The organism is Achromobacter sp. 18P8.1.1, from assembly GCF_057799415.1.
In genome coordinates this window covers 84,282-110,052 of record NZ_JBYOKH010000011.1, presented here as the reverse complement: position 1 = coordinate 110,052, position 25,771 = coordinate 84,282, and the positions used below count along the sequence as shown (strand labels likewise).

Annotated in this window: 18 protein-coding genes; 10 read left to right on the top strand and 8 right to left on the bottom strand. The window is 65.3% G+C overall.

The features are described 5' to 3' along the window. Window positions 1–22 precede the first annotated feature (22 nt). Window positions 23–697, bottom strand: coding sequence for an epoxyqueuosine reductase QueH (locus AC27VE_RS09970; protein WP_006227543.1), 675 nt, complete (start codon window positions 695–697; stop codon window positions 23–25). A gap of 54 nt (window positions 698–751) precedes the next feature. Continuing rightward, window positions 752–3,517 carry a bifunctional [glutamate--ammonia ligase]-adenylyl-L-tyrosine phosphorylase/[glutamate--ammonia-ligase] adenylyltransferase gene (gene glnE / locus AC27VE_RS09965; protein ID WP_488703736.1) on the bottom strand — a complete coding sequence of 922 codons (2,766 nt, stop codon included), beginning with the start codon at window positions 3,515–3,517 and terminating at the stop codon, window positions 752–754. 90 nt (window positions 3,518–3,607) lie between these two features. On the opposite strand from glnE, the gene AC27VE_RS09960 reads away from it, so the two are divergent. After that, complete coding sequence (locus tag AC27VE_RS09960; RefSeq protein ID WP_488703735.1) at window positions 3,608–7,297, top strand: YhdP family protein; 3,690 nt, start codon at window positions 3,608–3,610, stop codon at window positions 7,295–7,297. Window positions 7,298–7,361: 64 nt separating this feature from the next. Here AC27VE_RS09960 and rho read toward each other — a convergent pair whose 3' ends face one another. After that, entirely contained in the window at window positions 7,362–8,621 is a 1,260-nt protein-coding gene (gene rho / locus AC27VE_RS09955; protein ID WP_006218533.1) for a transcription termination factor Rho, read from the bottom strand. A gap of 117 nt (window positions 8,622–8,738) precedes the next feature. Then, window positions 8,739–9,065, bottom strand: coding sequence for a thioredoxin TrxA (gene trxA, locus AC27VE_RS09950; RefSeq protein ID WP_006218534.1), 327 nt, complete (start codon window positions 9,063–9,065; stop codon window positions 8,739–8,741). Window positions 9,066–9,392: 327 nt separating this feature from the next. On the opposite strand from trxA, the gene parE reads away from it, so the two are divergent. The 5 genes from parE to AC27VE_RS09925 all read left to right on the top strand — a co-directional run bounded on the left by parE (window position 9,393) and on the right by AC27VE_RS09925 (window position 16,309). Beyond that, complete coding sequence (gene parE, locus AC27VE_RS09945) at window positions 9,393–11,354, top strand: DNA topoisomerase IV subunit B (protein WP_088590933.1); 1,962 nt, start codon at window positions 9,393–9,395, stop codon at window positions 11,352–11,354. Continuing rightward, window positions 11,354–11,950, top strand: coding sequence for a YcxB family protein (locus AC27VE_RS09940; RefSeq protein ID WP_006227539.1), 597 nt, complete (start codon window positions 11,354–11,356; stop codon window positions 11,948–11,950). The genes parE and AC27VE_RS09940 overlap by 1 nt, the downstream gene beginning before the upstream one ends. A 45-nt stretch (window positions 11,951–11,995) precedes the next feature. Further along, window positions 11,996–14,326: a DNA topoisomerase IV subunit A gene (gene parC, locus AC27VE_RS09935; RefSeq protein WP_088590935.1), complete on the top strand. Its 2,331-nt coding sequence runs from the start codon at window positions 11,996–11,998 to the stop codon at window positions 14,324–14,326. A gap of 139 nt (window positions 14,327–14,465) precedes the next feature. Beyond that, window positions 14,466–15,110: a TetR/AcrR family transcriptional regulator gene (locus AC27VE_RS09930; RefSeq protein ID WP_488703734.1), complete on the top strand. Its 645-nt coding sequence runs from the start codon at window positions 14,466–14,468 to the stop codon at window positions 15,108–15,110. Then, window positions 15,107–16,309, top strand: a complete 1,203-nt coding sequence (locus tag AC27VE_RS09925; RefSeq protein WP_488703733.1) for a DUF418 domain-containing protein — start codon at window positions 15,107–15,109, stop codon at window positions 16,307–16,309. Before AC27VE_RS09930 ends, AC27VE_RS09925 begins: the two co-directional genes overlap by 4 nt. Here the strand turns inward: AC27VE_RS09925 and AC27VE_RS09920 are convergent, their stop codons facing one another. The 4 genes from AC27VE_RS09920 to AC27VE_RS09905 form a co-directional block, all read right to left on the bottom strand. Further along, window positions 16,310–18,973, bottom strand: a complete 2,664-nt coding sequence (locus AC27VE_RS09920) for a TRAP transporter permease (protein WP_488703732.1) — start codon at window positions 18,971–18,973, stop codon at window positions 16,310–16,312. 85 nt (window positions 18,974–19,058) lie between these two features. Next, complete coding sequence (locus AC27VE_RS09915) at window positions 19,059–20,063, bottom strand: TAXI family TRAP transporter solute-binding subunit (protein WP_488703731.1); 1,005 nt, start codon at window positions 20,061–20,063, stop codon at window positions 19,059–19,061. Window positions 20,064–20,221: 158 nt separating this feature from the next. Further along, entirely contained in the window at window positions 20,222–21,562 is a 1,341-nt protein-coding gene (locus AC27VE_RS09910; RefSeq protein WP_488703730.1) for an aspartate aminotransferase family protein, read from the bottom strand. A gap of 58 nt (window positions 21,563–21,620) precedes the next feature. Continuing rightward, the gene (locus tag AC27VE_RS09905) at window positions 21,621–22,553 is read right to left on the bottom strand and encodes a MurR/RpiR family transcriptional regulator (protein ID WP_488703729.1); all 933 of its coding nucleotides are present in this window, start codon (window positions 22,551–22,553) and stop codon (window positions 21,621–21,623) included. A gap of 257 nt (window positions 22,554–22,810) precedes the next feature. Between AC27VE_RS09905 and AC27VE_RS09900 the strand changes: the two genes are divergently transcribed. From AC27VE_RS09900 to AC27VE_RS09885, 4 genes are all read left to right on the top strand, one after another. Continuing rightward, window positions 22,811–23,362, top strand: a complete 552-nt coding sequence (locus AC27VE_RS09900; RefSeq protein ID WP_006227529.1) for a MarR family winged helix-turn-helix transcriptional regulator — start codon at window positions 22,811–22,813, stop codon at window positions 23,360–23,362. Further along, window positions 23,359–23,919 carry a diaminobutyrate acetyltransferase gene (ectA, locus tag AC27VE_RS09895; protein WP_006227528.1) on the top strand — a complete coding sequence of 187 codons (561 nt, stop codon included), beginning with the start codon at window positions 23,359–23,361 and terminating at the stop codon, window positions 23,917–23,919. The genes AC27VE_RS09900 and ectA overlap by 4 nt, the downstream gene beginning before the upstream one ends. A gap of 124 nt (window positions 23,920–24,043) precedes the next feature. Next, entirely contained in the window at window positions 24,044–25,351 is a 1,308-nt protein-coding gene (ectB, locus tag AC27VE_RS09890) for a diaminobutyrate--2-oxoglutarate transaminase (protein WP_006227527.1), read from the top strand. Continuing rightward, window positions 25,348–25,752 (top strand): ectoine synthase, encoded by a 405-nt coding sequence (locus tag AC27VE_RS09885; protein ID WP_006227526.1) that lies wholly within the window; start codon window positions 25,348–25,350, stop codon window positions 25,750–25,752. Before ectB ends, AC27VE_RS09885 begins: the two co-directional genes overlap by 4 nt. Window positions 25,753–25,771 lie beyond the last annotated feature (19 nt).

Genomic DNA, 25,771 nt, shown 5'->3' with positions numbered 1-25,771 from the left:
CCGGATCACTGCTGCGCTGGGCTCAGAGCAGCTCTTCGTTGATCAGGTCTTCCTTGCCGTAGAACTTCACGCCGATATGGATGCGGTCGCGGCCTTGCGAACGGCGGTGGCGGTTGGTGTCGCGCAGGGAATAGACGCAGCCGCAGTATTCCTGCTGATAGAAGTTCTCGCGCTTGCTGATTTCGATCATGCGGGCGGAACCGCCGCCCTTGCGCCAGTTGTAGGTCCAGTAGACCAGGTCGTCGTAGCGGGCGGCGGCGCGTTCGCCGCAGCCGTTGATCTGGTTCATGTCCTTCCAGCGCGAAATGCCGAGCGAGCTGGTGATGGTGTCGAACCCGTGCTCGTGCGCGTACAGCGCGGTGCGCTCAAAGCGCATGTCGAAGCAGGCGGTGCAGCGTTCGCCGCGTTCGGGGGCGTTTTCCATTCCCTTGACGCGGTCGAACCAGTTGTCCATGTCGTAGTCGGCATCGATGAATTCGATGCCGTGCTGTTCGGCGAAGCGGATGTTCTCCTGCTTGCGGATCTCGTACTCTTTGACCGGATGGATGTTCGGGTTGTAGAAGTAAATCGCGTAGTCGATGCCGGAGGCCGTCATGGCTTCCATGACTTCGCCGGAACAGGGCGCGCAGCAGGAGTGCATCAGCACCTTGCTGCGGCCAGCGGGGAGGTCAAGCTTGGGGCGGACGAGTTCGGACATGGCTTGCAGGCAAAAAAGGCGGAAAACCCCTTATTTTACCGCGAGTTGCCGGGCTTAGCCCAGCACCGCGTCCCAGAGCTCGCGCACCGCAGCGCGTTCCTCCACCAGCTGTTCCGGCCCCACGCGCGCTTTCTCCACCCCCTGCATGCGCAGCTGATGCTGCACGCGGCGCAGGGTGCGGTAGGCGTCGGCGGCACGCGTGGCCAGTTCAGGCGCGATCAGGCCGGCCTCGCTGGCCAGGCGCAGCAGGGTGATGTTGCCCAGGTTACGCACCAGCACCGGGTGCGTTCCCGCGTAGCACAGCACCAGGTACTGCGTGACGAATTCCACATCGACCATGCCGCCCCGGTCATGCTTTAAGTCGAACTTCTGGCTGGTGTTCGGGTGGCCGGCATTGATTTTTTCACGCATGGCCAGCACTTCAGCGCGCAGCGCCGCCTGGTCGCGGGGCTGCACCAGGATGGCTTCGCGGATCTTCTCGAACCGGGCGCCCACGTCGGCATCGCCCGCAGCATGGCGCGCGCGGGTCAACGCCTGATGCTCCCAGGCCCAGGCATGCTTGTTCTGGTATTGCTCGAAGGCTTCCATCGAAACCGCCAGCAGCCCGGCATCGCCGTCCGGCCGCAGGCGCAGGTCCACCTCGTAGAGCCGGCCAGACGAGGTCATGGTCGACAGCCAGGACGTCATGCGCCGGCCCAGTTTCGCGTAGACCTCGGCCGCGTCCTCGCGCGGATCGTCAAACAGGAAAACCAGATCCAGGTCCGAGGCATAGCCCAGTTCCTTGCCGCCCAGCTTGCCATAGGCGATGACGGCGAAATGGGGCAGGGCGCCCGGCACCTTGTTCACGAGCGGCCAGGCGCGGCGGATGGTTTCGGCCAGCAGCAGGTCGGCTAGCGCCGACAACTGGTCCGCCAGTTTTTCGACGGTGAGCTCGCCTTCCAGATCCTGCGCCAGCAATTGGAAGCTGGCCTGGCGCTGCACGTCGCGCATCAGGTTCATCTGGCGCTCGATGTCGGGATCGCCGTCGGGCAGCTTGCAGGCGTCCAGGTCGGCGGTCAGTTGCCGGGCGATCTGTGCGAAGTCCAAGGGTTCGAACAGCGTGCGCCAATCGATCAGACTGTCCAGCAGCAAGGGATGCTGGGTCAGGTACTGCGCGGCCCAGGGGCTGGCGGCGACCATGCGCGCCACGCGCGCCAGCGTATCCGGGTATTCGGCCAAGAGCGCCAGGTAGGCGCTGCGCTGCGCGATCTTTTCGATCAGGTCAAACAGGCGGACGGCCGCGTCCAACGGCGCCGGGGTCTGGCGCGCGGCGCGCAGGGCGGCCGGCAGCAAGGCTTCCATGCGGCGGCGGCTGCTGTCGGGCAGGCTGCGCACGCGGTGGCTGCCCAGCAGGGTTTCGGTTCGGCGCAGCAGGTCTTGCGCTTCGTCGCCGAAGGCCTGTCGGATCTGTTCGGCAAGCTCGCATTCGTTGTCGGGCGTTTCGGGAGCGTCGTCGGCCGGCATGCTGGTGTCTTCAGCGTCGCCCATGCCCACCATGCGGAACACGTTGCGGAAGGTCTGCGAGACGAACTTGCGGTGCGCGGCAAGCGTGCTTTCGAATGCTTCCGGGCTCATGCCCAGGGCGGCGGCCAGCGCGGCGCGCTGGGCCGGATCGCCGGGCAGCAGATGGGTCTGCTCGTCTTCGCGGTACTGCAAGGCATGTTCGGTGCGGCGCAGGTAGCGGTAGGCTTCCTCCAGCCTCCGCGCGTCGTCTTCCGGTACCAGGCCCGCCAGTTGTTCGGCGTGCAGCGCTTCAAGCAGGCCGCGCTTTTGCAGCGCGGGCATCCGGCCGCCTCGGATCAACTGGGCCAATTGCACGACGAACTCGATCTCGCGGATGCCGCCGTCACCCAGCTTGATGTTGTTGGCGCTGTCGATGCCGTTGCGCGCCATGGCTCGCCGTTGCCAGTCCTGGCGGATGCGCTCGCGCAGCGCGCGCAGCGCGGCCAGCGCGTCGAAATCGAAATATTTGCGATAGACGAACGGCACGCGCAGGCTTTCCAACTGCCGGGCCTGCGGCGCGCTGTCGCTGCCTTCGAAGGCCTGGGCGGGCATCAGGCGGGCCTTCAGCCAGGCATAGCGTTCCCACTCGCGGCCCTGGCCAATCAGATAGTGCTCAAGCGCGTCCAGGCTCCAGGCCAGCGGGCCGGAGTCGCCGTCGGGGCGCAGGCGCAAGTCGGTGCGGAATACCTGGCCGTTGGCGTCCACTTCGGAAATGACCGGCATCATGCGCCGCGTCAGGCGGCCGTAGAACTCGTGATGGCTGATGCGGCGCGGGCCGTCGGTTTCGCCTTCTTCGCCGTACAGCATGATCAGGTCGATGTCGGACGACACGTTCAGTTCGCAGCCGCCGAGTTTGCCCATGCCGACGATCAGCATTTCCTGCGGCTTGGCGGTAGCCGGATCGCGCGGCACGCCGTGCACGGCCGCCAGCTCCGCCGCCACGCTGCGGTAGGCTGCGGCCACCGCGATATCGGCCAGCGTGGTCATCGCGCCGACCACTTCCTCCAGGTCTGCCTGGCCCGCCAGGTCGCGCACGATCAACGTGCTGAACACGCGCTCGCGCAGCTTGCGCAGCACCATGCGGCAGGTGTCCACGGGCAGCGTAGGGGTGGCGTCAGGCCCGGCCAATTCAGCCTGCCATTGCGCCAGGCGGGCCGGAGTAACTGGCTCTTGCACGGCGTCCGTCAGCCAGGCGGCCAGATCGGGATGGGCATCCAGGCGGCGGCGCAGGTGACCGGACCAGGCAAGGGCGGGGGCAAGCATAGGAGACGATGACATGGCGTAAGGGCGGGAGACGAATGGGCGCGTTTCAGGTATAAGTGGGGACGATACCGCAAGACATCTTCTCCTGCCCACCACACACGATCCGTGTCTGTTTCAAACACCGTCCCCACGCCGCACGCGCGTCGCGTGCTCTGCTGCCTGTTTTGGGTCGCGCTGACTATTTATGGCGTGGTGGCCATCGGTCTCCTGGGCGTACGTTACTGGGTTTTGCCGCGCGTGGATCAGTGGCGTCCGCAGATAGAGGCGTACGCCAGCCAGACGCTGGGCGCGCGCGTCACCATCGGCGGCATCCAGGCCAACTGGCAGGGGCTGAATCCCAAACTCGATCTTACTGCCGTACAGGTTTACGACGACGAAGCCGCACCGGTCCTGACCCTGCCTTCCGTCTCGGCCGTGCTGGCGTGGCGCAGCATCCTGGCGTTGTCGCCCACGCTGGTGCGCTTGCGGGTGGAAAAGCCCGAACTCACCCTGCGGCGCGACACCGCCAATCATCTGTGGGTGGCCGGGCAGGACATCGACCTGAATGCCAGTGACCATGAGTCCGACCTGAACCATCCGGCCCTGCGCTGGCTCGTTGCCCAGCGTGAACTGCTGATACGTGACGCGACCGTCGTCTGGCAGGACGATTTGCGTCAAGCGCCGGCGCTGACCTTGAACAGCGTCGATTTCCTGATGCGCAATGGCAGCCTGTCGCACCGCTTTGTGCTGCAGGCCTCCGCCGGCGAGGCCCTGGCCCGCAAGGTGGAGCTGCGTGGGGAATTCAACCGCAGCCTGTTCGCCGCGAACGCCGCCAATCCCGCAAACTGGAGCGGTCAGCTTTACGCCGAAGCCGATGACGTGGAGCCGCTGGCCTGGGCGCCATGGGTAAAGCCGCCCCAGGTTGCTGGCCGGATCGCGGGCCGGGCCTGGCTGCAACTGGACCGGGGTAAATTCACCGAATTGACCTCGGACATCGCCGTCAGGGGCGTGAACTGGTCGGCGGGCAAGGACGGCCCCGCGGTAAGCGGCGCTTCGGGCCAATTTCGCATACAGGGCCTGCCCGGCGACTTCATGCAGATCGACGACTTGCCGCTCGCACGCAGCCCGGGCGCGGCGGACGCGTCGATCAAGGGCGCGGTGCAGCAGCTGCGGGTGACGCTGCCGGGCGTATTCGAAGAACCCACGCTGGCGGCGCGCGAGCTGGCGCTGGATGCCCAGATCAAGGGGCCGGACGCCCAGAACTGGTTCGTGGACGTGGCGCAATTGCATGTGGTTAACGATGACCTGGAGGTGCGCTTGCAGGGTCAATGGCGGCGCGAGGGCAAGACGGCGGCGGGCAGCGCCGACATGCGCGGCACGATGGTGCGCGGTTCGATGCCGTCCATACACCGCTACCTGCCCCTGGAGGTTAATGCGGACGCCCGCGAGTGGCTGGCTACCGGCTTGCCGGCGGGCGAAATGCGTTCGGCCGCCATCACGCTGAAAGGGGACCTGGACGACTTTCCGTTCAATTCGCCGGGCGTCGCGGGTGAATTCGTGATCGCCGGCGCCTATGCCGGCGCCAAGGTCGACTATGCGCCGGCCCGGCCGCACCGCAAGGGCTGGCCCATGCTGGAGAACCTGTCCGGCAGTTTCCGCATCGACAAGGTAAGCCTGACGCTGGACAGCCCGGGCGGCGCCCTAATGCGCACTGGGGCGGGCCAGACGGTCAACCTGGGTGCCGTGACGGCGACGATTCCCGATATGGACCACAACGCTGAGCTGCTGCTTGATGGCGAGACCTCGGGCCCCGTTCCGGCCTATTTGGCGGTGGCCGCGAATTCCCCCTTGGGCGAACTGCTGGACGGCGCTTTGGACGAGGCTCGCGGCACGGGTGACTGGCGCCTGCCGCTGAAGCTGAAAGTGCCGCTGCTCAACACGGACGACACCCAGGTTCAGGGACGTATCGTGTTTTCGGAAAACACCTTCACCTTCATGCCCGAAATGCCCTTGCTGAGCCAGATGCACGGTGATCTGGAGTTTTCGGAGAAGGGCGTCCAGGCCAAGGATATTCGGGCGCAGTTCCTGGGCGGGCCGGTCAAGATTTCCGGGACGCTCGCGCAAGGGTCGGATGCCCTGCATTTCGACGGCACCCTGGCCGGCTCGGGCTTGTCGCAATTGAGCAATACGCCGTCCATGGCGCGTTTCAGCGGCAAGGCCGCTTACAAGGGCCGCGTGGGATACCAGAAGGGCGGTTCGGTCGAGATATCGATGGAGTCCGACCTGGCCGGCATGGCGATCGATATGCCGGCGCCAGCGGGCAAGCCCGCCTCGTCGTCCCAGTTGCTGAAGCTGCAATGGGGCGCGGCGCAGGACCGCGGCACCAAGGGCCGGCGCTGGTTGACCGCAAGCCTGGGCGAAAACGTCAATGCGCTGTTCGAGCGCGATCCGGGCGATGCAGCACCGTCTTACTTTGCGCGGGGCGCACTGGGCATCGGCCGGCCAGCCAGCTTGCCCGAGCGCGGAATGAGCCTGAACGCCAGCCTGCCGGAACTGGACATGGACGGGTGGGAAACCGTGCTGGATGGCTTTGACGCGCCCGCCGGCAAGAGCGGGGCCAAGAAAACAGCGGCCAAGCCGGTGTTCCCGGAACCCGAGCGCGTCAGCCTGGCGACCGGCCTGCTGCGCGCCAGCGGCTACACGCTGAACGACCTGACGCTATACGCGACCCGGCCGGGGCCGGCGCAGTGGCGGGTGGATATCCAGTCGCGGCAGGCGACGGGGTCGCTGGAGTGGCGGGAAGCCTCGGGTGCGATCGCCGGCCAGATCACCGCCCGCCTGAAGCACCTGTCATTTGGCGGCGCCGACGACACCAACGAGGCCGACAAGGCCCTGGCGTCCGGCAACGACTTGTCGGATATCCCGGCGATCGACCTGCAAGCCAAGGAGTTCTTCCTGTATGGCAAGAACGTGGGCGAGCTTCAAGTGGTGGGCACCAATCTGGAACGCGGCCACCAGTGGCGCCTGGATAAATTGTCGATCACCAACGACGCGGCCAATCTGAACGCCACGGGCAACTGGCGGCTGGAGGGGCCGGATCGGGGACTGACGGTGGATGCCACGGCCAAATTCGTCGACCTGGGCAAGTTCTTGAATCGGATCGGCTTCGAGAACATGGTGTCCGGCGGCGAAGGCTCGGCGGTCGGCAAGGCGACATGGCGGAATCTGCCCTGGACCCACAACATCGCCGACGTGGCGGGCGAAGTCGATGTCAGCCTGGACAAGGGCCGTTTCATGCATGTGAACTCCCGCACGGCGCGGCTGCTGGAGTTGCTGTCGCTCCAATCGCTGCAGCGGCTGGCCCGGCTGGACGTGAACCCGACCAACCTGCTGCGCGACGGCTTTCCGTTCGACACCATCCGGGGGCGCGTGAAGATGGCGGACGGGCAAATGTCCACCGAAGGCTACAAGATCACCGGCCCCGTGGCCACGATCGTCCTGGCGGGCGGGGTCAATATCATCCGCGAGCGCTGGGACCTGAAGGCAGTGGTGATTCCGAACCTGGACGCCAGCGGCGCGGCCATGGTGACGGCGCTGGCCGTGAACCCATTAATCGGCCTGGGTGCGTTCGTCACGCAATGGCTGCTCAAGCAACCGTTGGCGCGGGCGATGACCATGGAGTATTCGGTGACGGGTAATTGGGACGATCCCCGGATCGAACCGATCGACGGGTCGGGCAAGGAGCCCGACAAACAGACGCCGCGGCCGGCCGATGCGGCGCCCCGCGGCCGCATGCCCCAATACATCGAGCACTGAGCCAGCCATTGGCCAATAAAAAAACCGCCGGATGGCGGTTTTTTCATGGCGGGCAAGACCTGTCTTACTTCTTCTTCATCATGTCGAAGAATTCGGCGTTGGTCTTGGTGGCGCGCATCTTGTCCAGGATGAATTCCATGGATTGCACTTCGTCCATGTCGTGGATGAACTTGCGCAGCACCCAGACCTTTTGCAGCAGGTCCGGGGCGATCAGCAGTTCTTCGCGGCGGGTGCCCGACTTGTTCAGGTTGATCGACGGGTAGACGCGCTTTTCAGCCAGACGACGCTCAAGGTGGACTTCGGAGTTGCCCGTACCCTTGAATTCTTCGTAGATGACTTCGTCCATGCGGCTGCCGGTTTCGATCAGCGCGGTACCCAGGATGGTCAGCGAACCGCCTTCTTCCAGGTTACGGGCTGCGCCGAAGAAGCGCTTGGGGCGTTGCAGAGCGTTGGCGTCCACACCGCCGGTCAGCACCTTGCCGGAGGCCGGCACCACGGTGTTGTAGGCGCGGGCCAGACGGGTGATCGAGTCCAGCAGGATCACGACGTCCTTCTTCATTTCGACCAGGCGCTTGGCCTTTTCGATGACCATTTCGGCCACTTGCACGTGACGGGTAGCGGGTTCGTCGAAGGTCGACGCCACCACTTCGCCACGCACCGTGCGTTGCATTTCCGTCACTTCTTCCGGGCGCTCGTCGACCAGCAGGACGATCATTACCGCGTCGGGATAGTTGGTGGTGATGGCATGCGCGATGTGCTGCATCATCACCGTCTTGCCCGACTTGGGGCTGGCGACGATCAGGCCGCGCTGGCCCATGCCGATCGGGGCGAAGACGTCGAGGATACGGCCCGTCAGGTTCTCTTCGCTCTTGATGTCGCGTTCCAGACGCATCGTCCGGTTCGGATGCAGCGGCGTCAGGTTTTCGAACATGATGCGATGCTTGATCGCTTCGGGCGCCACGCCGTTGACCTTGTCCACCTTGACCAGCGCGAAGTAGCGCTCGCCGTCTTTCGGCGTGCGGACTTCACCTTCGATCGAGTCGCCGGTGTGCAGGTTGAAACGGCGGATCTGCGACGGCGAAATGTAGATGTCGTCCGTGCTGGCCAGATACGAGGTCTCGGGCGAGCGCAGGAAACCGAAGCCATCGGGCAGGACTTCAAGGACGCCGTCGCCAAAGATCTGCTCGCCTTGCTTGGCGCGCCGTTTCATGATGGCGAACATCAATTCCTGCTTGCGCAGGCGGTTGGCGTTCTCGATTTCCAGGCCAGCGGCCATTTCCAGCAGCTGCGAGACATGCAGCGCCTTCAGTTCGTTGAGGTGCATCGCGGTGATTGGTGGGGGAAAAGTAAAGGAGGGCTCTGGCGGCGCGCCACGGACGGGCTCGCGCGGTATTGAATGAGCGCCGCCTCCAGGGCGGCGCCTTCGTTCACAGCACGCAGTTTACAACGCGCCGTCCAGGAATGCGGTGAGTTGCGACTTCGACAGCGCGCCAACTTTGGTGGCGGCGGCTTGGCCGTCTTTAAAGAGCATAAGGGTCGGAATGCCGCGAATGCCGTATTTGGTGGCGGTACCCTGGTTTTCGTCCACGTTCAGCTTCGCGATCGTCAGGCGACCTGCGTACTCGGTGGCGACTTCTTCCAGGATCGGGGCAATCATCTTGCAGGGGCCACACCAGGCAGCCCAGTAGTCCACCAGCACCGGCTGGCCGGATTTCAACACATCGGCATCGAAGCTTGCGTCACTGACGTTCTTGATTTGGTCGCTCATGATGGTGATTCTCGGTTCGGCAGCAAAAGGCGCGAAAAAAAGGACGCGCCTTGCCGTTGTTCTTGTATGTGGAATGGATTAAAGCATACCACTGTCAATAACAACAGGCATACCACTGTTAATAACAACAGGGTTTGCTGGTTTTGTGTAGGATGTTGCGGCGCAGTCGTCGTGATCCGGGTGATTGAACCCTGACGCGCGGGCTGTGACTGTCATCATCCTACCGAATTCGAGGCTGGTCAGGTCGTGCGCATCCTACTGGGAGCCGCGCAGAATCTAGGCTTATCCGTAAAATGTCGGTTTTTTTCCACAGATGTTGGGGATAACTTGGCCACTCCACGTTACACCGAGGCGTCCATTCGCGTCCTGAAGGGGCTGGAGCCCGTGCGCCAGCGCCCGGGCATGTACACCCGCACCGAAAACCCGCTGCACGTTGTGCAAGAGGTCATTGATAACGCCGCAGACGAGGCCTTGGCCGGCTACGGCAAACAGATCCAGGTCACGCTGCACATTGATGGCAGCGTGTCCGTCGAGGACGACGGACGGGGCATCCCCGTCGGCCTGCATCCCGAAGAAGGCGCTCCCGTTGTGGAGCTGGTCTTCACCCGCCTGCATGCGGGCGGCAAGTTCGACAAGGCAGGCGGCGGCGCCTACGCCTTTTCCGGCGGCCTGCACGGCGTGGGCGTGTCCGTCACCAACGCGCTGGCCACCCGGCTGGAAGTGGTGGTGTGGCGCGACGGCGCGGTCAACCGACTGGTGTTCAAGGGCGGCGATGTCGCCGAACCCCTGGCGCCGTACGCCGAGGGCGGCCGCAAGAAGTCCGGCACCCGCGTGCGCGTCTGGCCGGATGCGAAATACTTCGACAGCCCCAACATCCCGTTGGGTGAACTGACGCACCTTTTGCGCAGCAAGGCCGTGCTGTTGCCGGGCGTGAAGGTCACGCTGATCAACGAGAAATCCGGCGACACCAAGACCTGGCAATACCAGGACGGCCTGCGCGGCTACCTGGCTGAAGCGCTGACCGGCGCCGAGCTGATGGTGCCGTTCTTCGAAGGCCAGCAGTACGCCGGCGCCGACCACGAGAACTTCGCCGAAGGCGAGGGCGCGCAGTGGGTGGTGGCCTGGACCGAAGACAGCAACGCCGTGCGCGAGTCCTACGTCAACCTGATTCCGACGCCTGCCGGCGGCACCCACGAATCCGGCTTGCGCGAAGGCCTGTTCGGCGCGGTCAAAGGCTTTGCCGAACTGCACAGCCTGCTGCCCAAGGGCGTGAAGCTGCTGCCTGAAGACGTGTTCGCGCGCGCCAGCTTCGTGCTGTCGGCCAAGGTGCTGGATCCGCAATTCCAGGGCCAGATCAAGGAACGCCTGAACAGCCGCGACGCGGTGCGCCTGGTGGGCGGCTTCTCCAAGAGCGCGCTGGACCTGTGGCTGCACAGCAATGTGGAATACGGCAAGAAGCTGGCCGAATTGGCGATCCGCCAGGCGCAGGCGCGCCAGCGTTCCGCCCAGAAGGTCGAAAAGCGCAAGAGTTCGGGCGTGGCGGTGCTGCCCGGCAAGCTGACCGACTGTGAATCCAGTGACGCGACCCGTACCGAAGTCTTCCTGGTCGAGGGCGACTCCGCAGGCGGTTCCGCCAAGATGGGCCGCGACAAGGAGTTCCAGGCCATCCTGCCGCTGCGCGGCAAGGTGCTCAATTCCTGGGAAGTGGATCGCGACCGGCTGTTCGCCAACAATGAAATCCATGACATCTCCGTTGCGATCGGCGTGGATCCGCACGGCCCCGGCGATACGCCGGACCTGTCGGGCCTGCGCTACGGCCGAATCTGCATCCTGTCGGACGCTGACGTCGACGGCTCGCACATCCAGGTGCTGCTGCTGACCTTGTTCTACAAGCACTTTCCCAAGCTGGTCGAAGCCGGGAACGTCTATGTCGCCAAACCGCCGCTGTTCCGCCTGGACGTGCCGGCGCAGGGCAAGCGCCCGGCCCGCAAGATCTATTGCCTGGACGAAGGCGAGCTTGAGGCCGCGCAGGACAAGCTGCGCAAGGAAGGCGTGCGCGAAGGAGCCTGGGCGGTCAGCCGCTTCAAGGGCCTGGGTGAAATGAACCCGGAACAGTTGTGGGAAACCACGATGAATCCGGACACGCGCCGCTTGCTGCCCGTGGGCTACGGCGATCAGACGCCGGAAGACACCACCCGCATGTTCGACATGCTGATGGGCAAGGGTGAGTCCTCGCAACGCCGCGCCTGGATCGAAGAAAAGGGCAACCTGGCGGAGCTGGATATCTGATGACGTCCGCCACGCCCGGCCAAGCCCGGATGACCGTCGACATGACGGCCGACGACTACGCGGAGTTCGCGGCGTACGTATACAAGCGCCCTGAACTGCGCCGCCGCCGCTACCGTTCCCACCTGCGCTTCGCGGTCCTGATGATCGTGGCCTTGCTGGCCTATCTGATCTGGCAGACCTGGGATGGCAAGGGGCCAGACTGGGGACGGATACTGCCCGTGTATTTCCAGGGCCTGGCCGTGGGACTGGGCATCCTGGCGCTGCTGGCGCTGGCCTACGAGTTCGCCTTGCCGCCGCTGGTCAGGATGAACACGCGGCGCATGCTGAAAAAGCAGCCTGACGACCTGTTCCTGGGCCGGCATCAGCTGGACTTCGGGCCCGAGGGCATCTCGGACACGACCGCAACCGCCTCGGGGCGCATGGAGTGGTCCGACATCCGCCGGGTGGAAGAGACCCCGCAGCACCTGTACGTCATCCTGGGCACCTTGCAAGGCGTGATCATTCCCAAGCGCGGCCAGGACGCCGCTACGTTGGAGGCGGTGCGCGCCCAATTGCGCGCGCACGTCGACGATACGCAGCTGGCGCCGTCCGCCTGAGGCGCATTGACGCCGTTTCGATGAATTTGTCTACCTGAAACCATCATGACCGACAGCAATCAACCCGGCTTGTTCGACCCCACTCCGCCTGACGGCGATGGCGACGCCAACGCGGCCATCACGCTGGCGCGCTATGCCGAACAGGCCTATCTGGACTACGCGGTTTCCGTCGTGCGGGGCCGTGCCTTGCCCGACGTCGGCGACGGGCAGAAACCCGTGCAACGCCGCATCCTGTTCGCCATGCAGGCGATGGGGCTGGCCGCAGGCGCCAAGCCCGTGAAGTCCGCGCGCGTCGTGGGCGACGTGCTGGGTAAATACCACCCGCACGGCGACCAGGCCGCCTACGACGCCATGGTGCGCATGGCGCAGGATTTTTCGCTGCGCTATCCGCTGATCGACGGCCAGGGCAACTTCGGTTCGCGCGACGGCGACAACGCCGCGGCGATGCGATACACCGAAGCGCGCCTGACGCCCATCGCCAAGCTGCTGCTGGACGAGCTGGACGAGGGCACCGTGGACTTCGTGCCCAACTACGACGGCAGCCAGCAAGAGCCGCAGATGCTGCCGGCGCGCTTGCCCGTGATGCTGCTGAATGGCGCCTCGGGCATCGCGGTTGGCATGGCCACTGAAATCCCGTCGCACAATCTGCGTGAAGTGGCCCAGGCCTGCGTGGCGCTGATCAAGCATCCGCAATTGCCGGACGAAGAACTGCACGCCATGATCCCCGGCCCGGACTTCGCCGGCGGTGGCCAGATCATTACGCCCGCCGCCGATATCGCGCAGATCTACCGCGCGGGCCGCGGTTCGCTGAAGGTGCGCGCCCGCTGGCAGTTCGAGGAAATGGCGCGCGGCCAGTGGCAACTGGTGATCACCGAGCTGCCCCCGGGCACGTCGGGCCAGAAGGTCCTGGAAGAGATCGAGGAAATCACCAACCCGAAGGTCAAGTCCGGCAAGAAGAGCCTGACGCCCGAGCAGACGCAGGCCAAGGCGGTCATGCTGAACCTGCTGGACGCCGTGCGCGACGAATCCGGCAAGGACGCCGCGGTGCGCCTCGTCTTCGAACCGAAGACCTCGCGCGTGGACCGCGACGAATTCGTCAATACGCTGCTGGCGCAGACCAGCATGGAAAGCAGCTCGTCGATCAACCTGGTGTGCATCGGCACCGACGGCCGGCCGCGCCAGAAGGGCCTGCGCGACATCCTGGTCGAGTGGGTGGCGTTCCGCACCAACACCGTGGTGCGCCGCACGCGCTTCCGCCTGGATAAGGTCACCGACCGCATCCACGTGCTGGAAGGCCGCATGCTGGTCTACCTGAACGTGGACGAAGTCATCCAGACCATCCGCGAATCGGACGAGCCGCGCGCCGCGCTGATGGAACGCTTCAAGCTGTCCGAACGCCAGGCCGAAGACATCCTGGAAATGCGCTTGCGTCAATTGGCCCGTCTTGAAGGCTTCAAGATCGAGCAGGAACTGGCTGACAAGCGTAAGGATCAGATCTCGTTGCAAGAGCTGCTGGACAACCCAAACACGCTCAAGCGCCTTTTGATCAAGGAAATCGAGGCTGACTCCAAGCAGTATGGCGACGACCGCCGCACCCTGATCGAGACGGCCGAACGCGCTGTGCTGGAAACCAAGGTGCTGGACGAGCCGGTCACGGTCATCGTGTCGCAAAAGGGCTGGCTGCGCGCCCGTCAGGGACATGGCCACGACGCCTCGCAATTCGGCTTCAAGCAGGGCGACGACCTCTACGGCGCCTTTGAGTGCCGCACCACCGACACGCTGATTGCAATGGGCGACAACGGCCGGGTGTATTCCGTGCCGGTCGGGGGGCTGCCTTCGGCGCGTGGCGACGGCCAGCCGGTCACCACCATGATCGACCTCGAGTCCGGCACGCGCATCGTGCATACCATTGCTGCGGCGCCGGACACGCGTTGGCTGTTGGCCACCCGCGGCGGCTACGGCTTTGCCGCCAAGCTGTCCGACATGGTCAGCCGCCAGCGCGCCGGCAAGCAGTTCATCACCCTGGAAGAGGGCGACGAGATGTTGCGCCCGGTGCCGTTGTTCGACGGCGCCACGCAATTGGCCCTGCTGTCTGCCAAGGGCAAGTTCCTGGTCTTCGGCCTGGACGAGTGCAAATCCCTGTCCGGCGGCGGCCGCGGCACCATCCTGATGGGCCTGGACGCCTCGGACAAGCTGGACCAGACGGTGCCGATCGGCGCCCGCGGCCTGCGCGCCACGGGCATCTACCGCAATAAGCTGACCGAAGACATCCTGGTCGGCGACGCGCTGGCGCCCTATGTGGGCAAGCGTGCGCGCAAGGGCCGGCAGTTGGACGTGCGTCCCAAGCAGCCGGTGCTGTCGCCCGTACTGGGGTGATGGCGGGCCGGCAGGGAGCGAATCCGCTCTCCGCCGCCTGGCGACAAGGAAGGGCGGGCCGCAGGGCTCGCCTTTTTTTCTTGACCGGATCCAGGGTGCTGCTATTTAATAGATAGATCAGTCAGTCTATTAATTATCCATGCGCAAAACAGATCCCATCAAGCAGCAAGAACGCCGCCGCCATATCCTTGACGCCGCGGCGCATTGTTTTGCGGAGCACGGTTTCCACGCGACCTCCACTGCGCAGATCTGCGAGCGGGCGGCGATGAGCCCCGGCAATCTGTTCCATTACTACGCCAGCAAGGCCGACATCATCGAGGCGCTCGTCGCCTCCGACACCGACGACATCCGGTCCCGCATGCAGGCAGCCAGCGCGGCGCCCGATGCGCGCCAAGCGCTGCGTGAATGGGTCGACGGTCAACTGGCGCTGTATCAGGACCCGGTGTTTGTGCGCCTGGGCATGGAGGTGCTGGCCGAGGCAGTGCGCAATCCGCGCGTGCACGCATTGGTGATGGCAAACGAGGCCGAGCGCAAGACTGGCCTGCTGACCCTGCTGGAGGCGGTCTGGATGGGGCAGGCTGCCCCGCAGCCGCTGGCGGCCATGGCAGACGTGTTGTTGCTGCTGTTGGACGGCGTCTTCAGCCGGTCGGTGGTGGATCCCGCCTTCGGCGCCCGCGCCGCAGCCGACCTGTTGGGCGAGGCCGTGGAACGCAGCCTGCCGCCAGCCGCCTCGGCGGGCAACCGCGCCCCGCGCCGCCCGCAAGCGGGAAGGGGCCGAGCATGAGCGCCGCCCGTCAGGACCCCGGCCGCCTGGCCCACGTGGACGCACTGCGCGGCTTTGCGCTCTTTGGCATTTTGATCGTGAACATCGGCGTTTTCTCGTCGCCGTTCTACGGCGCAGGAATGGCCGATCCGGCCTATTCCCGCCCGGTGGATCTGGCGGTGCGCTGGCTGATCGCGTGGCTGTTCGAAACCAAGTTCTATCTGCTGTTCTCGTTCCTGTTCGGCTATAGCTTCACCTTGCAGATGTCGGCGGCCGAACGCAGCCAGGCGGCGTTCGCGCCGCGCTTCCTGCGGCGGCTGGCGGGGCTGGCGCTGCTGGGCCTGGCGCATGCCGTGCTCTTCTATCAGGGCGACATCCTGCTGACCTACGCGCTGTTGGGCCTGGGGTTGCTGCTGTGCCGCAGGATGGACCCAAAACGCGCCTTGCGCGCCGCATTGTGGTTGATCGTACTGGCCGCGTCGGTCTGGGCGATTCTGGGCTTCTTGAGTTTCCTGGACCCGGTGCCCGCCGGCTACCAGGCGCTATACAAGGCCGAGGCGCTGGCCTCCATCGAAGCCTACCGCGGCACCATCAGCACGACCATCGCGCAGCACATCAAGGAACTGACCGAGAGCGTCTGGTTCATGGTGCTGTTCGTGCAGGGGCCGTTCGCTTTTGCGATGTTCCTGGTCGGCTATGCGTTGGGGCGTCGCAATGCGCTTGCGGATCCCTGGCAGCAGCCGCGCGCTCTGGGGCTGTTGTGCGCATTGGGGGTGTTGCCGGGTCTGGCCGGGTCAGCGCTGTATGCGACGTCGTCGCTGCCGTTCGCTGGCGCAGCCTGGGAGCTTCCAGGACTGGCGGCGGACCTGCTGACCGCACCGTTGCTAAGCATGTCCTACGCCGCCGCCTTCTTGCTGGCCCTGCGGACAAGGGTTTTCGGGGCCGTGGGCGCATGGCTGGCGCCTGCCGGCCGGATGGCGCTGACGAACTATCTGATGCAGTCCGTCGTTTGCGCCTTCCTGTTCACGGGCTGGGGCCTGCGCCTGTTCGCGTCGGTGTCGCCCTTGGCGGCAACCGGCATCGCCGTAGCCATCTTCGCCGCGCAATTGCCCTTGTCCGCGTGGTGGATGCGCCACCACGCCTATGGCCCGGTGGAGTGGTTCCTGCGCGCGCTCACCATCGGGGCCGTGCCGCCTTGGCGGCGCGCGCGTGCAGGCTGATCAGGCCGTTCCCGGCCGCAACCGGCCAACCGGGGAGCCGCCGTCCCGGCGCCCCTGCCGCATCCACATGCCTGCCAGCAACAGCAGGGCGGGCAGGTAGACCCAGTGGTCTGACCAGCGCTGCGGGTTGGGCGCTTTGACTTCCAGCACGTCCCAGCCTTGCTCCCAGCCCGAGCGTTGGGCGCGGCTGCCGAAACGCACGCCGCCGATCTGGGTCTGGTCGCCCAGGCTCATCAGCGTCAGCCCGGCATCGGCCAGGCGCTGGCGTCCAACGGCAGGCGATGCGACCTCAGGCGCGTCGGCGCTCGACGCAGCGGCGCCCGACGCATCGGCGCCTGGCTCCAGCGCGGGCAGCGCCACGGCGACGGTCTTGGTCAGCTCGTCGCCTTCCAGGTTGATCCCCCGCAGCACCACGGTCAGCCGGCCGTTGTCCGGCATGGCGGCGGCGATCGTCAGCATGTCGGAGGCGGGACGGCTTTCGTATTGCGGAGCAAAATGGTCCATGAACCAGTCCGGGCGGAACAGCATGAACGTCGCCAGCAGCAGCACGCCGACTTCAGCCCACGTGCAGCGCGAGCGGAACCAGCGCATGGTGGCCGCGGCAAACGTCAACGACGCCAGGGTGGCGCCGGCCACGACCAGCGCCAACTCCCATCCGTAATTGACGTCGATCAGCAGCAGCGCAGGATTGAACACGAACATAAACGGCAGGATGGCCGTGCGCGCCGCGTAGGTGACGCCCTGGATGCCGGTCTTGATCGGGTCTTCGCCCGATATCGCCGCCGCGGCGAACGTGGCCAACCCGACGGGCGGCGTGATGTCGGCCATGATGCCGTAATAGAACACGAACATGTGCACGGCGATCAGGGGGATGACCAGGCCGTTCTGCGCACCCAGCTCCACCACGACCGGCGCCATCAGCGTCGCCATCAGGATGTAGTTTGCGGTCGTCGGCATGCCCAGCCCCAGGATCAGGCACACGAGCGCGGTGAAGATCAGCATCAGCAGCACGTTGCCCATCGACACCAGTTCGACGAATGCGGTCATGCGCAGGCCCAGCCCCGTCAGCGTGATGGCGCCGACGATCAGGCCGGCGGTGCCGCAGGCGATCGCGATACCAATCATGTTGCGCGCGCCGTCCTGCAGGCCGCCGATGGCGTCGCGCCAGCCCTGGCGCCAGGCCGGCGCCGCGTCCTGCTTGCGGAACCAGGCCATCAGCGGGCGCTGCGTCACCATCTGGAACAGCATGGCCATCGCCGCCCAGAACGCCGACAGGCCCGCGGACAGTTCCTCCACGCTCAGGCACCACACCAGGATGCCGATGGGGATCAGGAAATACAGTCCGGCGCGCACCGTGGGCCAGGGTTGCGGTCGCACGGGATGATTGATGTCGATGTCCTGCGGCAGGTCGGGATGCGCGGCGGCAACGCGCAATAGCCACAGGTAGAGCGCCGCCAGGATCGCCAGCAGCACCCAGATGGCCGCGGCGCCCGCCACGGCCTGTACGCCGGTGCCGATCCAATAGGCCGCGCCCATCACCAGCAGCGTGCCGCTGATCCCCATGCCCCAGCCCGCCAGTTTCTGCAGCGGCGTGCGAGCGGGGCCCGTGGCCATCATCGGCTGGATGCCCAGCTTCAGCGCTTCAAGGTGGACGATATAGAACAGCGCGATGTAGGAGATCGCCGCCGGCAGGATCGCGTGGCGGATGATGTCGGTGTAGGGGATGCCGACGTACTCGATCATCAGGAAGGCCGCGGCCCCCATGACCGGGGGCATGATCTGCCCGTTGACCGAGGATGCGGTCTCGATCGCGCCGGCCCGCACACCGCCATAGCCGGCCTTCTTCATGAGGGGGATCGTGAAAATCCCGCCGGTGACCACGTTGGCCACCGACGAGGCGGACACCAGCCCGTTGACTGCCGAGGACACCACGGCCACCTTGGCCGGTCCGCCGCGCAGATGGCCCAGCAGCGCGAACGAGACCTGCATCATGTAGTTGCCCGCACCGCACTTGTCCAGCATCGAGCCCAACAGCACGAAGATGAAGATGTAGGACACCGAGACGCCCAACGCCACGCCATACACGCCTTCAGTCGTCAGCCACATGTGCGACATCAGGCGCTCAAGCGACGCGCCGCGGTGGGCCAGCACGTCAGGCAGCCACGGACCCGCCAGCGCATAGGCGACGAACACCAGGCCGAGCACGGTCATGGGCAGGCCGAGCGCGCGGCGCGTGACTTCCAGCAGCAGCGCCAGGCCAATGACGGCCGTTGCTACATCCATCGGCGTGGGCTGTCCGGGGCGGCCGGCCAATTCGTTATAGAAGACGTACAGGTAGCTGCCGCAAAACCCGGCGGCCAACGCCAGGATCCAGTCGTACCAGGGCATGCGGTCGCGCGCGGCGCGTTTGCTGGCCGGATACGCCAGATACCCCAGGAACATCGCGATGCCCAGATGCAGCGCGCGGGCTTCCGTGTCGTTGAAGATGCCCCAGTTGAACGAGAACGGCAGCGGCGATGCATACCAGAGTTGGAAGATCGACCAGATCAGCGCGCCGGCCGCCAGCGTGGCGCCGGCGACGCCGCCCACGTTGCGGCCGCCGCGGTCGGTGTCGGCGACAAGCTGTTCCAGGTCCGGGGCCGGCGTGTGCGGCGCTTTTGTCATGAAATTCCCCTACGAGTCATGGCGCGCGCCGGCTAAGCGGCGCGCGTTGAATGCTGGCGCGCGGCGAGCGCGCGCTGGCCAGGCCTTAGAGCAGGCCCTTTTCCTTGAAGTACTTCTCGGCGCCCGGATGCAGCGGCGCCGACAAGCCGTTCTTCACCATGTCCGCCGGCTTCAGGTTCGCAAACGCAGGGTGGAGCTTTTTGAAGTCGTCGAAATTGTCGAACACCGCCTTGACCACGGTGTAGACCGTGGCGTCGGGCACATCGGCCGATGTGACGAAAGTGGCGGTGACCCCGTACGTCTTGGTTTCGCCGGGGTTGTTCGGATACAGCCCCGCGGGAATCGTGGCGTGGGCGTAGTAGGGGTACTTTTCCACCAGCTTGTCTACCGCGGGCCCGGTCAGCGAAACGAGCTTGGCGCCGCAGCTCGTGGTGGGGTCCTGGATGTTGGCCGAAGGATGGCCGACGCCGTAGAAAAAGCCATCGATCTTGCCGTCGCACACGGCGGAACCGTGTTCGTCGGGGCGCAGTTCCGATGCCAGTGAAAAGTCCTTCAGCGTCCAGCCCATTGTTGCCAGCAGTTCCTCCATCGACGAGCGCGTGCCCGAGCCCGGATTGCCGACGTTGAAGCGCTTGCCCTTCAGGTCCTCGAAGCTCTTGATGTTCGCGTCTTTGCGCGCAACGACGGTGAAGGGCTCGGGGTGGATCGAAAACACCGACCGCAATTTCGGATAGGGTCCGGCCTGCTTGAACTGGCCCTCGCCGTTGTAGGCGTTGAAGCCGACGTCGGACTGCACCACGCCCAGGTCAAGTTCGCCGGCCTTGATGGTGTTGGCGTTGAATACCGAGCCGCCGGTGGATTCGACCGAGCAGCGGATGCCGTGCGTGGCTCGGTCTTTATTGACCAGGCGGCAGATGGCGCCGCCGGCGGCATAGTAGACGCCGGTGACGCCGCCCGTGCCGATGCTGACGAACTTCTGTTGGGCGGCGGCGGGTGCCGGCGCCATGGACAGCAATGCCGTGGCCACGCTGGCCGCGGCGAGCGTCCAGGCGTTGCGATGGCCCAAGGGATGTTTGACGGACGTGGTCATGCAAACTCCTTATGGGGTTTTTCCCCGTGATTTGCCGGTCTTTGCCGGCGGTTGGTCCACCCCGCGAGCCTGCGAGGCGTCCTGTACGAATCATCACGTGCCCGTGGGTGGCGGGCGGCGCGCGGCGGATCCCCTCGCTGCGCGCATGCAGGCCGGCGCTAGGCGCGGGCCTGTGCAATGGCGGCGTCGATGGCGCCAGCCAGGCGTTCGGTCAATTGGTCCAGTTCGTCGTTGGAAATGATGAAGGGCGGGGCAAGCAGCACGTGGTCGCCCTGGCGGCCGTCGATCGTGCCGCCCATCGGGTAGACCATCAGGCCGCGGGCCATGGCTTCGCGTTTGATCCGCGCATGCAGCGTCAACGCAGGGTCGAAGGTCTGCTTGGTCTCGCGGTCTTGCACCAGTTCGATGCCCATGAAGAGGCCCCGGCCGCGGATGTCGCCCACGTGCGGATGCGCGCCCAGCGCCTGTTCCAGCCGCTGTCGCAAGCCTGCGCCCTGTTCGCGCACCCGCGCCAGCAGGTTGTCGCGGCGGATCACGTCCTGCACGGCAAGCGAGGCGGCGCAGGCGATGGCGTGGCCCAGGTAGGTATGGCCGTGCTGGAAAAAGCCGCTGCCTTGCTGCATGGCGTCCACGATGCGCTGTTGCGCCATCACTGCGCCGATGGGCTGATAGCCGCCGCCCAAGCCCTTGGCGATGGTGATCAGGTCCGGCACGATGCCTTCCTGCTCCACCGCGTAGAGCGTGCCGGTGCGGCCCATGCCGCACATCACTTCGTCGGCGATCAGCAGTACGCCATGGCGGTCGCAGACTTCACGGATCCGGCGGAAATAGCCGGGCACGGCCGTCACGGCGCCGGAGGTGGCGCCCACCACCGGCTCGGCTACGAAAGCCATCACGGTGCCGGCGCCCAGCTTTTCAAAGGTCTGATCCAGTTCCAGGGCCAGCCGCTCGCCGTACTGTTCGCCGCTTTCGTCCGGGCGCTGGTCGCGATAGGCGTAGCAAGGCGAGACGTGTTCGACCTCGATCAGCAGTGGCGCGAATTGGGCGCGGCGCCAGGCGTTGCCGCCCACGGCCAACGCGCCCAGCGTATTGCCGTGGTAGCTCTGGCGGCGCGCCACGATGTGGCGGCGTTCGGGCTGGCCGGTTTCCACGAAATACTGGCGCGCCATTTTCAACGCGGCCTCGACGGCTTCGGAGCCGCCCGAGACGAAGTAGGCGTGCGAGATGCCGGAGGGCGCGTCGGCGACCAGGCGGTCGGCCAATTGCTCGGCCACTTCGGTCGTGAAGAAGCTGGTGTGGGCGTAAGCCAGCGCGTCGATCTGTGCGTGCATGGCGGCCTGGATGTCGGGGTGGTTGTGCCCCAGGCACGACACGGCGGCGCCGCCCGACCCGTCGAGATAGGCGCGGCCCGCGCTGTCGTGGATCCACACGCCCTGGCCGCGTACGGCGACAGGCGGCGTCTGGCGTAGGGAACGATGCAGGACGTGGGTTTGGCTCATGGGGATTCCGGGATGCGTGAGTGGGCGGTGGGAAATGGCGATGGTTGGACGGGAGCGCTCAGCCGGGCCGCCGCGCTGCAGGGGCGGTCCAGTAGACGTTGTCGGTGCGCAGGCGCGCTTCGACTTCCGTCAGGCGGTTCAGCACGTCGGCGCCGCCGCGGGCGGTCAGGCGCGCGATCAGGTGCTCGGCCAGGCCCAGCAGGCCTGCAGTGGTATGGAAGAACGAGCCGGGCCCTTGGCGCGCCGGGCGCGCCTGGACGCCATCGCGATCGGGCGGCGCGAAACGCAGCGTATGGCGGGCTTCCACGGCTAGCGGCGACAGTGGGTCGTCGGTCAAGGCGATCAGTGCGACGCCGCGCTGTGCGGCCTGGCGGGCCAGTTGCACGGTGGCCGTGGGGTAGGGCGCCTGAGAAATCACGATCAGCGCGTCGCCGGCGTCCAGGTTGTCGGCCTGTTCGGCGGGGGCGCCGCCCAGGCCGTCGATCAGCACGCTGTTGCGGCGCACCAGCTGATACGCATAGCGCATCTGGAACGCGATGCCGAACGCCGAACGGGTGCCCAGGAATCCGACCTGGCGGGCGTTCAGCAAGGTCTGCACCGCGGCGTCGAATGCGCTCGACGGGTTCAAGGCGCATACCGAGCTCATCGCCTGGATCTGGTATTGCGTCAGCACGTCGTGGCCGGGCGCCCCGGCGGTGCCCTCGGCAGCCTGCAAGGCGGCTGCACGCTCACGCAGTCCGGGGTTGTGCGGCCCCGCAAGGGCCTGCTGGAACGGCTGACGGAAATCCTCGTAACTGGAATATCCGATTGCCCGCGCCAGCCGCAGCATGGTGGCGGGCGCCACGCCCAGCGCCTGGGCTTGCCGGCGCATGGACCACAGGCCGACTTCAGCAGGATGCGCCACCACCCAGTGCGCTGCGCGTTGCAGCTCGGGCGGCAGGGATTCCAGCTTTTCCTGCAGGTTCAGGATGACGTCGGTGGGCAGGGGCATCGTGGGTATCGGCAAAAAAACAAATGATAAATCCTGATAAAAAGAAAAAACATATGTTTTATCTAAGGATTTCCACTAGTCCATCCGGTGCGCGCACCCCCTTGTGAGGCCGCCGCCAAGTCCAGCAATCCTGCGGTCATCTTCTGCAATTCCGTGTTTATTTATTTACATCATGCAGGGGGTTTTTGTTTGACTCGAATAAATCGTGCGCATATCATTTGTGTAGAAATCAATTTTGATCGAACCTTTTAATTTCCATGAACAACGCCGCGCAATCCGATCCGACACAGCAGTACGACCTGCGCATTTTGCGAGCCCTGCGCCGCATCACGCGCTCGATCGCATTGCATTCGCGCCAGTTGTCCGCGGTCAGCCACATCACCGCGCCCCAACTGATGTGCTTGCGCACGGTGATGGCCAATGGCCCCATGACGGCCACCGCCATCAGCCGCGAGATGCACGTCAGCCCCAGCACGGTAGTCGGCATCCTGGACCGCCTGGAAGACAAAGGGTTCATCCGCCGCGAGCGCGGCCGTGAAGACCGCCGCATCGTCTTTGTCACGGCCACCGACACCGGCCGTGAACTGGCGCAAGGCGCGCCGTCGCCGTTGCAGAAGCACCTGGCCGACGCGCTGAACGCCTTGCCTGAACTTGAGCAAGCCACGATCACACTGTCGCTGGAACGCATCGTGGCGCTGATGGAGCAAGAAGGCCAGGCAGTCGCCGCGGAAGCGCACGGTGACGTGTCGTCGCCCATCCTTGAAGTGCCCACGGGCGGGGCACCCCCAGAATCGGGAATCGTTGCATGAAGACAATCGAACTGGATACAACAACTCTCTCAAGTGCCGTGGCGCCGGCGGTTCGCGCGCAGACCCATACGATGCGTCTGCCCGACCGCAAAGACGGCGCCGCCATTCACCGCCTCATTTCCGAGTGCCCGCCGCTCGACCTGAATTCCCTCTACGCCTACTTGCTCCTGTGTGAGCATTTCAGCGACACCTGCGTCATCGCCGAAAGTGCCGGCGGACGTATCGACGGTTTTATCTCCGCTTATGTGATCCCGACCCGGCCCGACGTGTTGTTCGTCTGGCAGGTCGCGGTGCACGCCCGCGCACGCGGCCACCGGTTGGCCCGCGCCATGCTTCGCGAACTCTTGCAACGCAAGGGGCTCGCGCATGTTCGTCATCTTGAAACCACGGTGGGGCCTGACAACCAGGCATCGCGCCGCAGCTTTACCGGCCTGGCCGGCGAGCTGGGCGCCCACGTGTCCGAACAGCCGTTCTTCGACCGGCAATTGTTCGGGGGCGCGGACCATGACGACGAGATGCTGTTGAGGATAGGCCCGTTCGCATTGCCTGCCCCGTAGGGCGGCGCAACCCCAGCGGACTTATCGAAATACCGGGATGGCTTTGCCGATCCGAATGCGACCACGCATCCGGAGGGGAGCTGGCCGTCTGTCAACTTATGAGATGAAAGGGAGGATTAATCATATGGACTTGAAAATCTTTGACCGGATGGAGTCGGAGGTGCGGGGCTACATTCGGTCGTTTCCCGTGATATTCAGCCAGGCCCGAGGCTCGACGCTGATTGATGAGGACGGCACCGAATACATCGATTTCTTCAGCGGCGCAGGCACGCTGAACTACGGCCATAACAATCCTGTTCTCAAGGAAAAGCTGCTGGAATATGTACAGTCGGACGGCGTCGTCCACGGACTGGACATGGCCACCAGCGCGAAGAAGCGTTTCCTGGAGACGGTGGATCGCGTGCTGCTCAAGCCGCGCAACTGGCAATACACGCTGCAGTTCACCGGCCCCACCGGCACCAATGCCGTGGAAGCCGCGCTGAAGATCGCGCGCCAGGTCAAGGGCCGCCCCAATGTGATTTCGTTCACCCATGGTTTTCACGGCGTGAGCGGCGGTTCGCTGGCCGTGACGGCCAACATGAAGTTCCGCGATGCCTCGGGCTACGCGCTGGGCAACACGACGTTCATGCCCTATGACGGCTACTTCGGTCCGGACGTGGACACCATGGCGTATCTGGAACGCATGCTGGAAGATCCCAGCAGCGGCATGGACAAGCCCGCCGCCGTCATCGTGGAAACGGTGCAAGGCGAGGGCGGCGTCAACGTGGCGACGCTGCGCTGGCTGAAAGAGCTGGAAAAGCTGTGCAAGCGCCACGACATGCTGCTGATCGTGGACGATATCCAGGTCGGCTGCGGCCGCACCGGTACGTTCTTCAGCTTCGAGGCCGCCGGCATCCGTCCGGACATCATCACGCTGTCGAAGTCGCTGTCCGGTTTCGGGTTGCCGATGTCGCTGGTGCTGATGAAGCCCGAGCTGGACATCTGGAAGCCGGGTGCCCACAGCGGCACGTTCCGCGGCAACAACCTGGCCTTCGTCACGGCGACGCAGGCGCTGGAAACCTATTGGGCCAACACGGCGTTCACCGCCGAGATCCAGCGCAAAGAGCGCCAAGTTCGCGATTGGCTGGAAAACCTCGTCCACAGCTATCCCAATGCCGGCTTGTCGGTGCGCGGCCGCGGCCTGATCCAGGGGCTGGTGTGCAACACGACGCCCGCCCTGGCCAACCGCATCGCGCAGAACGCTTTCAAGAAGGGCGTCGTCATCGAGACCTCGGGCGCGCACGACGAAGTGCTGAAGCTGCTGCCTGCGTTGACCATCGAGGAGGAGCTGCTCAGCAAGGGCCTGGACGTGATCGAGGCCAGCGTGGCTGAAGCGCTGGCCGAAGAGGGGCAGTCTGCCCGCATTCTGAAATTTGGAGGAAAACGCCAATGATCGTACGCAACGTCAAAGATGTGATCGGCACCGCCGACGAAGTCCGCACCGACACCTGGGTCAGCCGCCGCGTGCTGCTGAAGAAGGACGGAATGGGCTTTTCCTTCCACGAGACCACCATCTTCCCGGGCGGCCGTACGCACATCCACTACAAGAACCATCTTGAAGCGGTGTGGTGCATTGAAGGCGACGGCTCCATCGAGACCATCGCCGACGGCAAGAAGTACGACCTGGGCCCCGGCGTGGTCTACGCCCTGAACGACAACGACGAGCACTGGCTGTGCGGCGGCAAAGAGCCGCTGCGCGTCATCTGCGTCTTCAACCCGCCGCTGACGGGTCAGGAAGTGCATGACAAAGAGGGCGTCTACGCCCTGCCTGAAGCCCAAGCCAAAGCGGCCTGAACAAGACAAGGAGGTTCGC

What these genes read in the sequence shown, in the direction of transcription:
- AC27VE_RS09930 (WP_488703734.1), top strand. Translation starts at nt 14,466, where the DNA reads ATGCGCAAAACAGATCCCATCAAGCAGCAAGAACGCCGCCGCCATATC.
- AC27VE_RS09905 (WP_488703729.1), bottom strand. Translation starts at nt 22,553, where the DNA reads ATGCCCCTGCCCACCGACGTCATCCTGAACCTGCAGGAAAAGCTGGAA.
- AC27VE_RS09920 (WP_488703732.1), bottom strand. Translation starts at nt 18,973, where the DNA reads ATGACAAAAGCGCCGCACACGCCGGCCCCGGACCTGGAACAGCTTGTC.
- AC27VE_RS09915 (WP_488703731.1), bottom strand. Translation starts at nt 20,063, where the DNA reads ATGACCACGTCCGTCAAACATCCCTTGGGCCATCGCAACGCCTGGACG.
- AC27VE_RS09925 (WP_488703733.1), top strand. Translation starts at nt 15,107, where the DNA reads ATGAGCGCCGCCCGTCAGGACCCCGGCCGCCTGGCCCACGTGGACGCA.
- AC27VE_RS09900 (WP_006227529.1), top strand. Translation starts at nt 22,811, where the DNA reads ATGAACAACGCCGCGCAATCCGATCCGACACAGCAGTACGACCTGCGC.
- AC27VE_RS09970 (WP_006227543.1), bottom strand. Translation starts at nt 697, where the DNA reads ATGTCCGAACTCGTCCGCCCCAAGCTTGACCTCCCCGCTGGCCGCAGC.
- ectB (WP_006227527.1), top strand. Translation starts at nt 24,044, where the DNA reads ATGGACTTGAAAATCTTTGACCGGATGGAGTCGGAGGTGCGGGGCTAC.
- glnE (WP_488703736.1), bottom strand. Translation starts at nt 3,517, where the DNA reads ATGTCATCGTCTCCTATGCTTGCCCCCGCCCTTGCCTGGTCCGGTCAC.
- parC (WP_088590935.1), top strand. Translation starts at nt 11,996, where the DNA reads ATGACCGACAGCAATCAACCCGGCTTGTTCGACCCCACTCCGCCTGAC.
- AC27VE_RS09885 (WP_006227526.1), top strand. Translation starts at nt 25,348, where the DNA reads ATGATCGTACGCAACGTCAAAGATGTGATCGGCACCGCCGACGAAGTC.
- AC27VE_RS09940 (WP_006227539.1), top strand. Translation starts at nt 11,354, where the DNA reads ATGACGTCCGCCACGCCCGGCCAAGCCCGGATGACCGTCGACATGACG.
- rho (WP_006218533.1), bottom strand. Translation starts at nt 8,621, where the DNA reads ATGCACCTCAACGAACTGAAGGCGCTGCATGTCTCGCAGCTGCTGGAA.
- trxA (WP_006218534.1), bottom strand. Translation starts at nt 9,065, where the DNA reads ATGAGCGACCAAATCAAGAACGTCAGTGACGCAAGCTTCGATGCCGAT.
- AC27VE_RS09910 (WP_488703730.1), bottom strand. Translation starts at nt 21,562, where the DNA reads ATGAGCCAAACCCACGTCCTGCATCGTTCCCTACGCCAGACGCCGCCT.
- ectA (WP_006227528.1), top strand. Translation starts at nt 23,359, where the DNA reads ATGAAGACAATCGAACTGGATACAACAACTCTCTCAAGTGCCGTGGCG.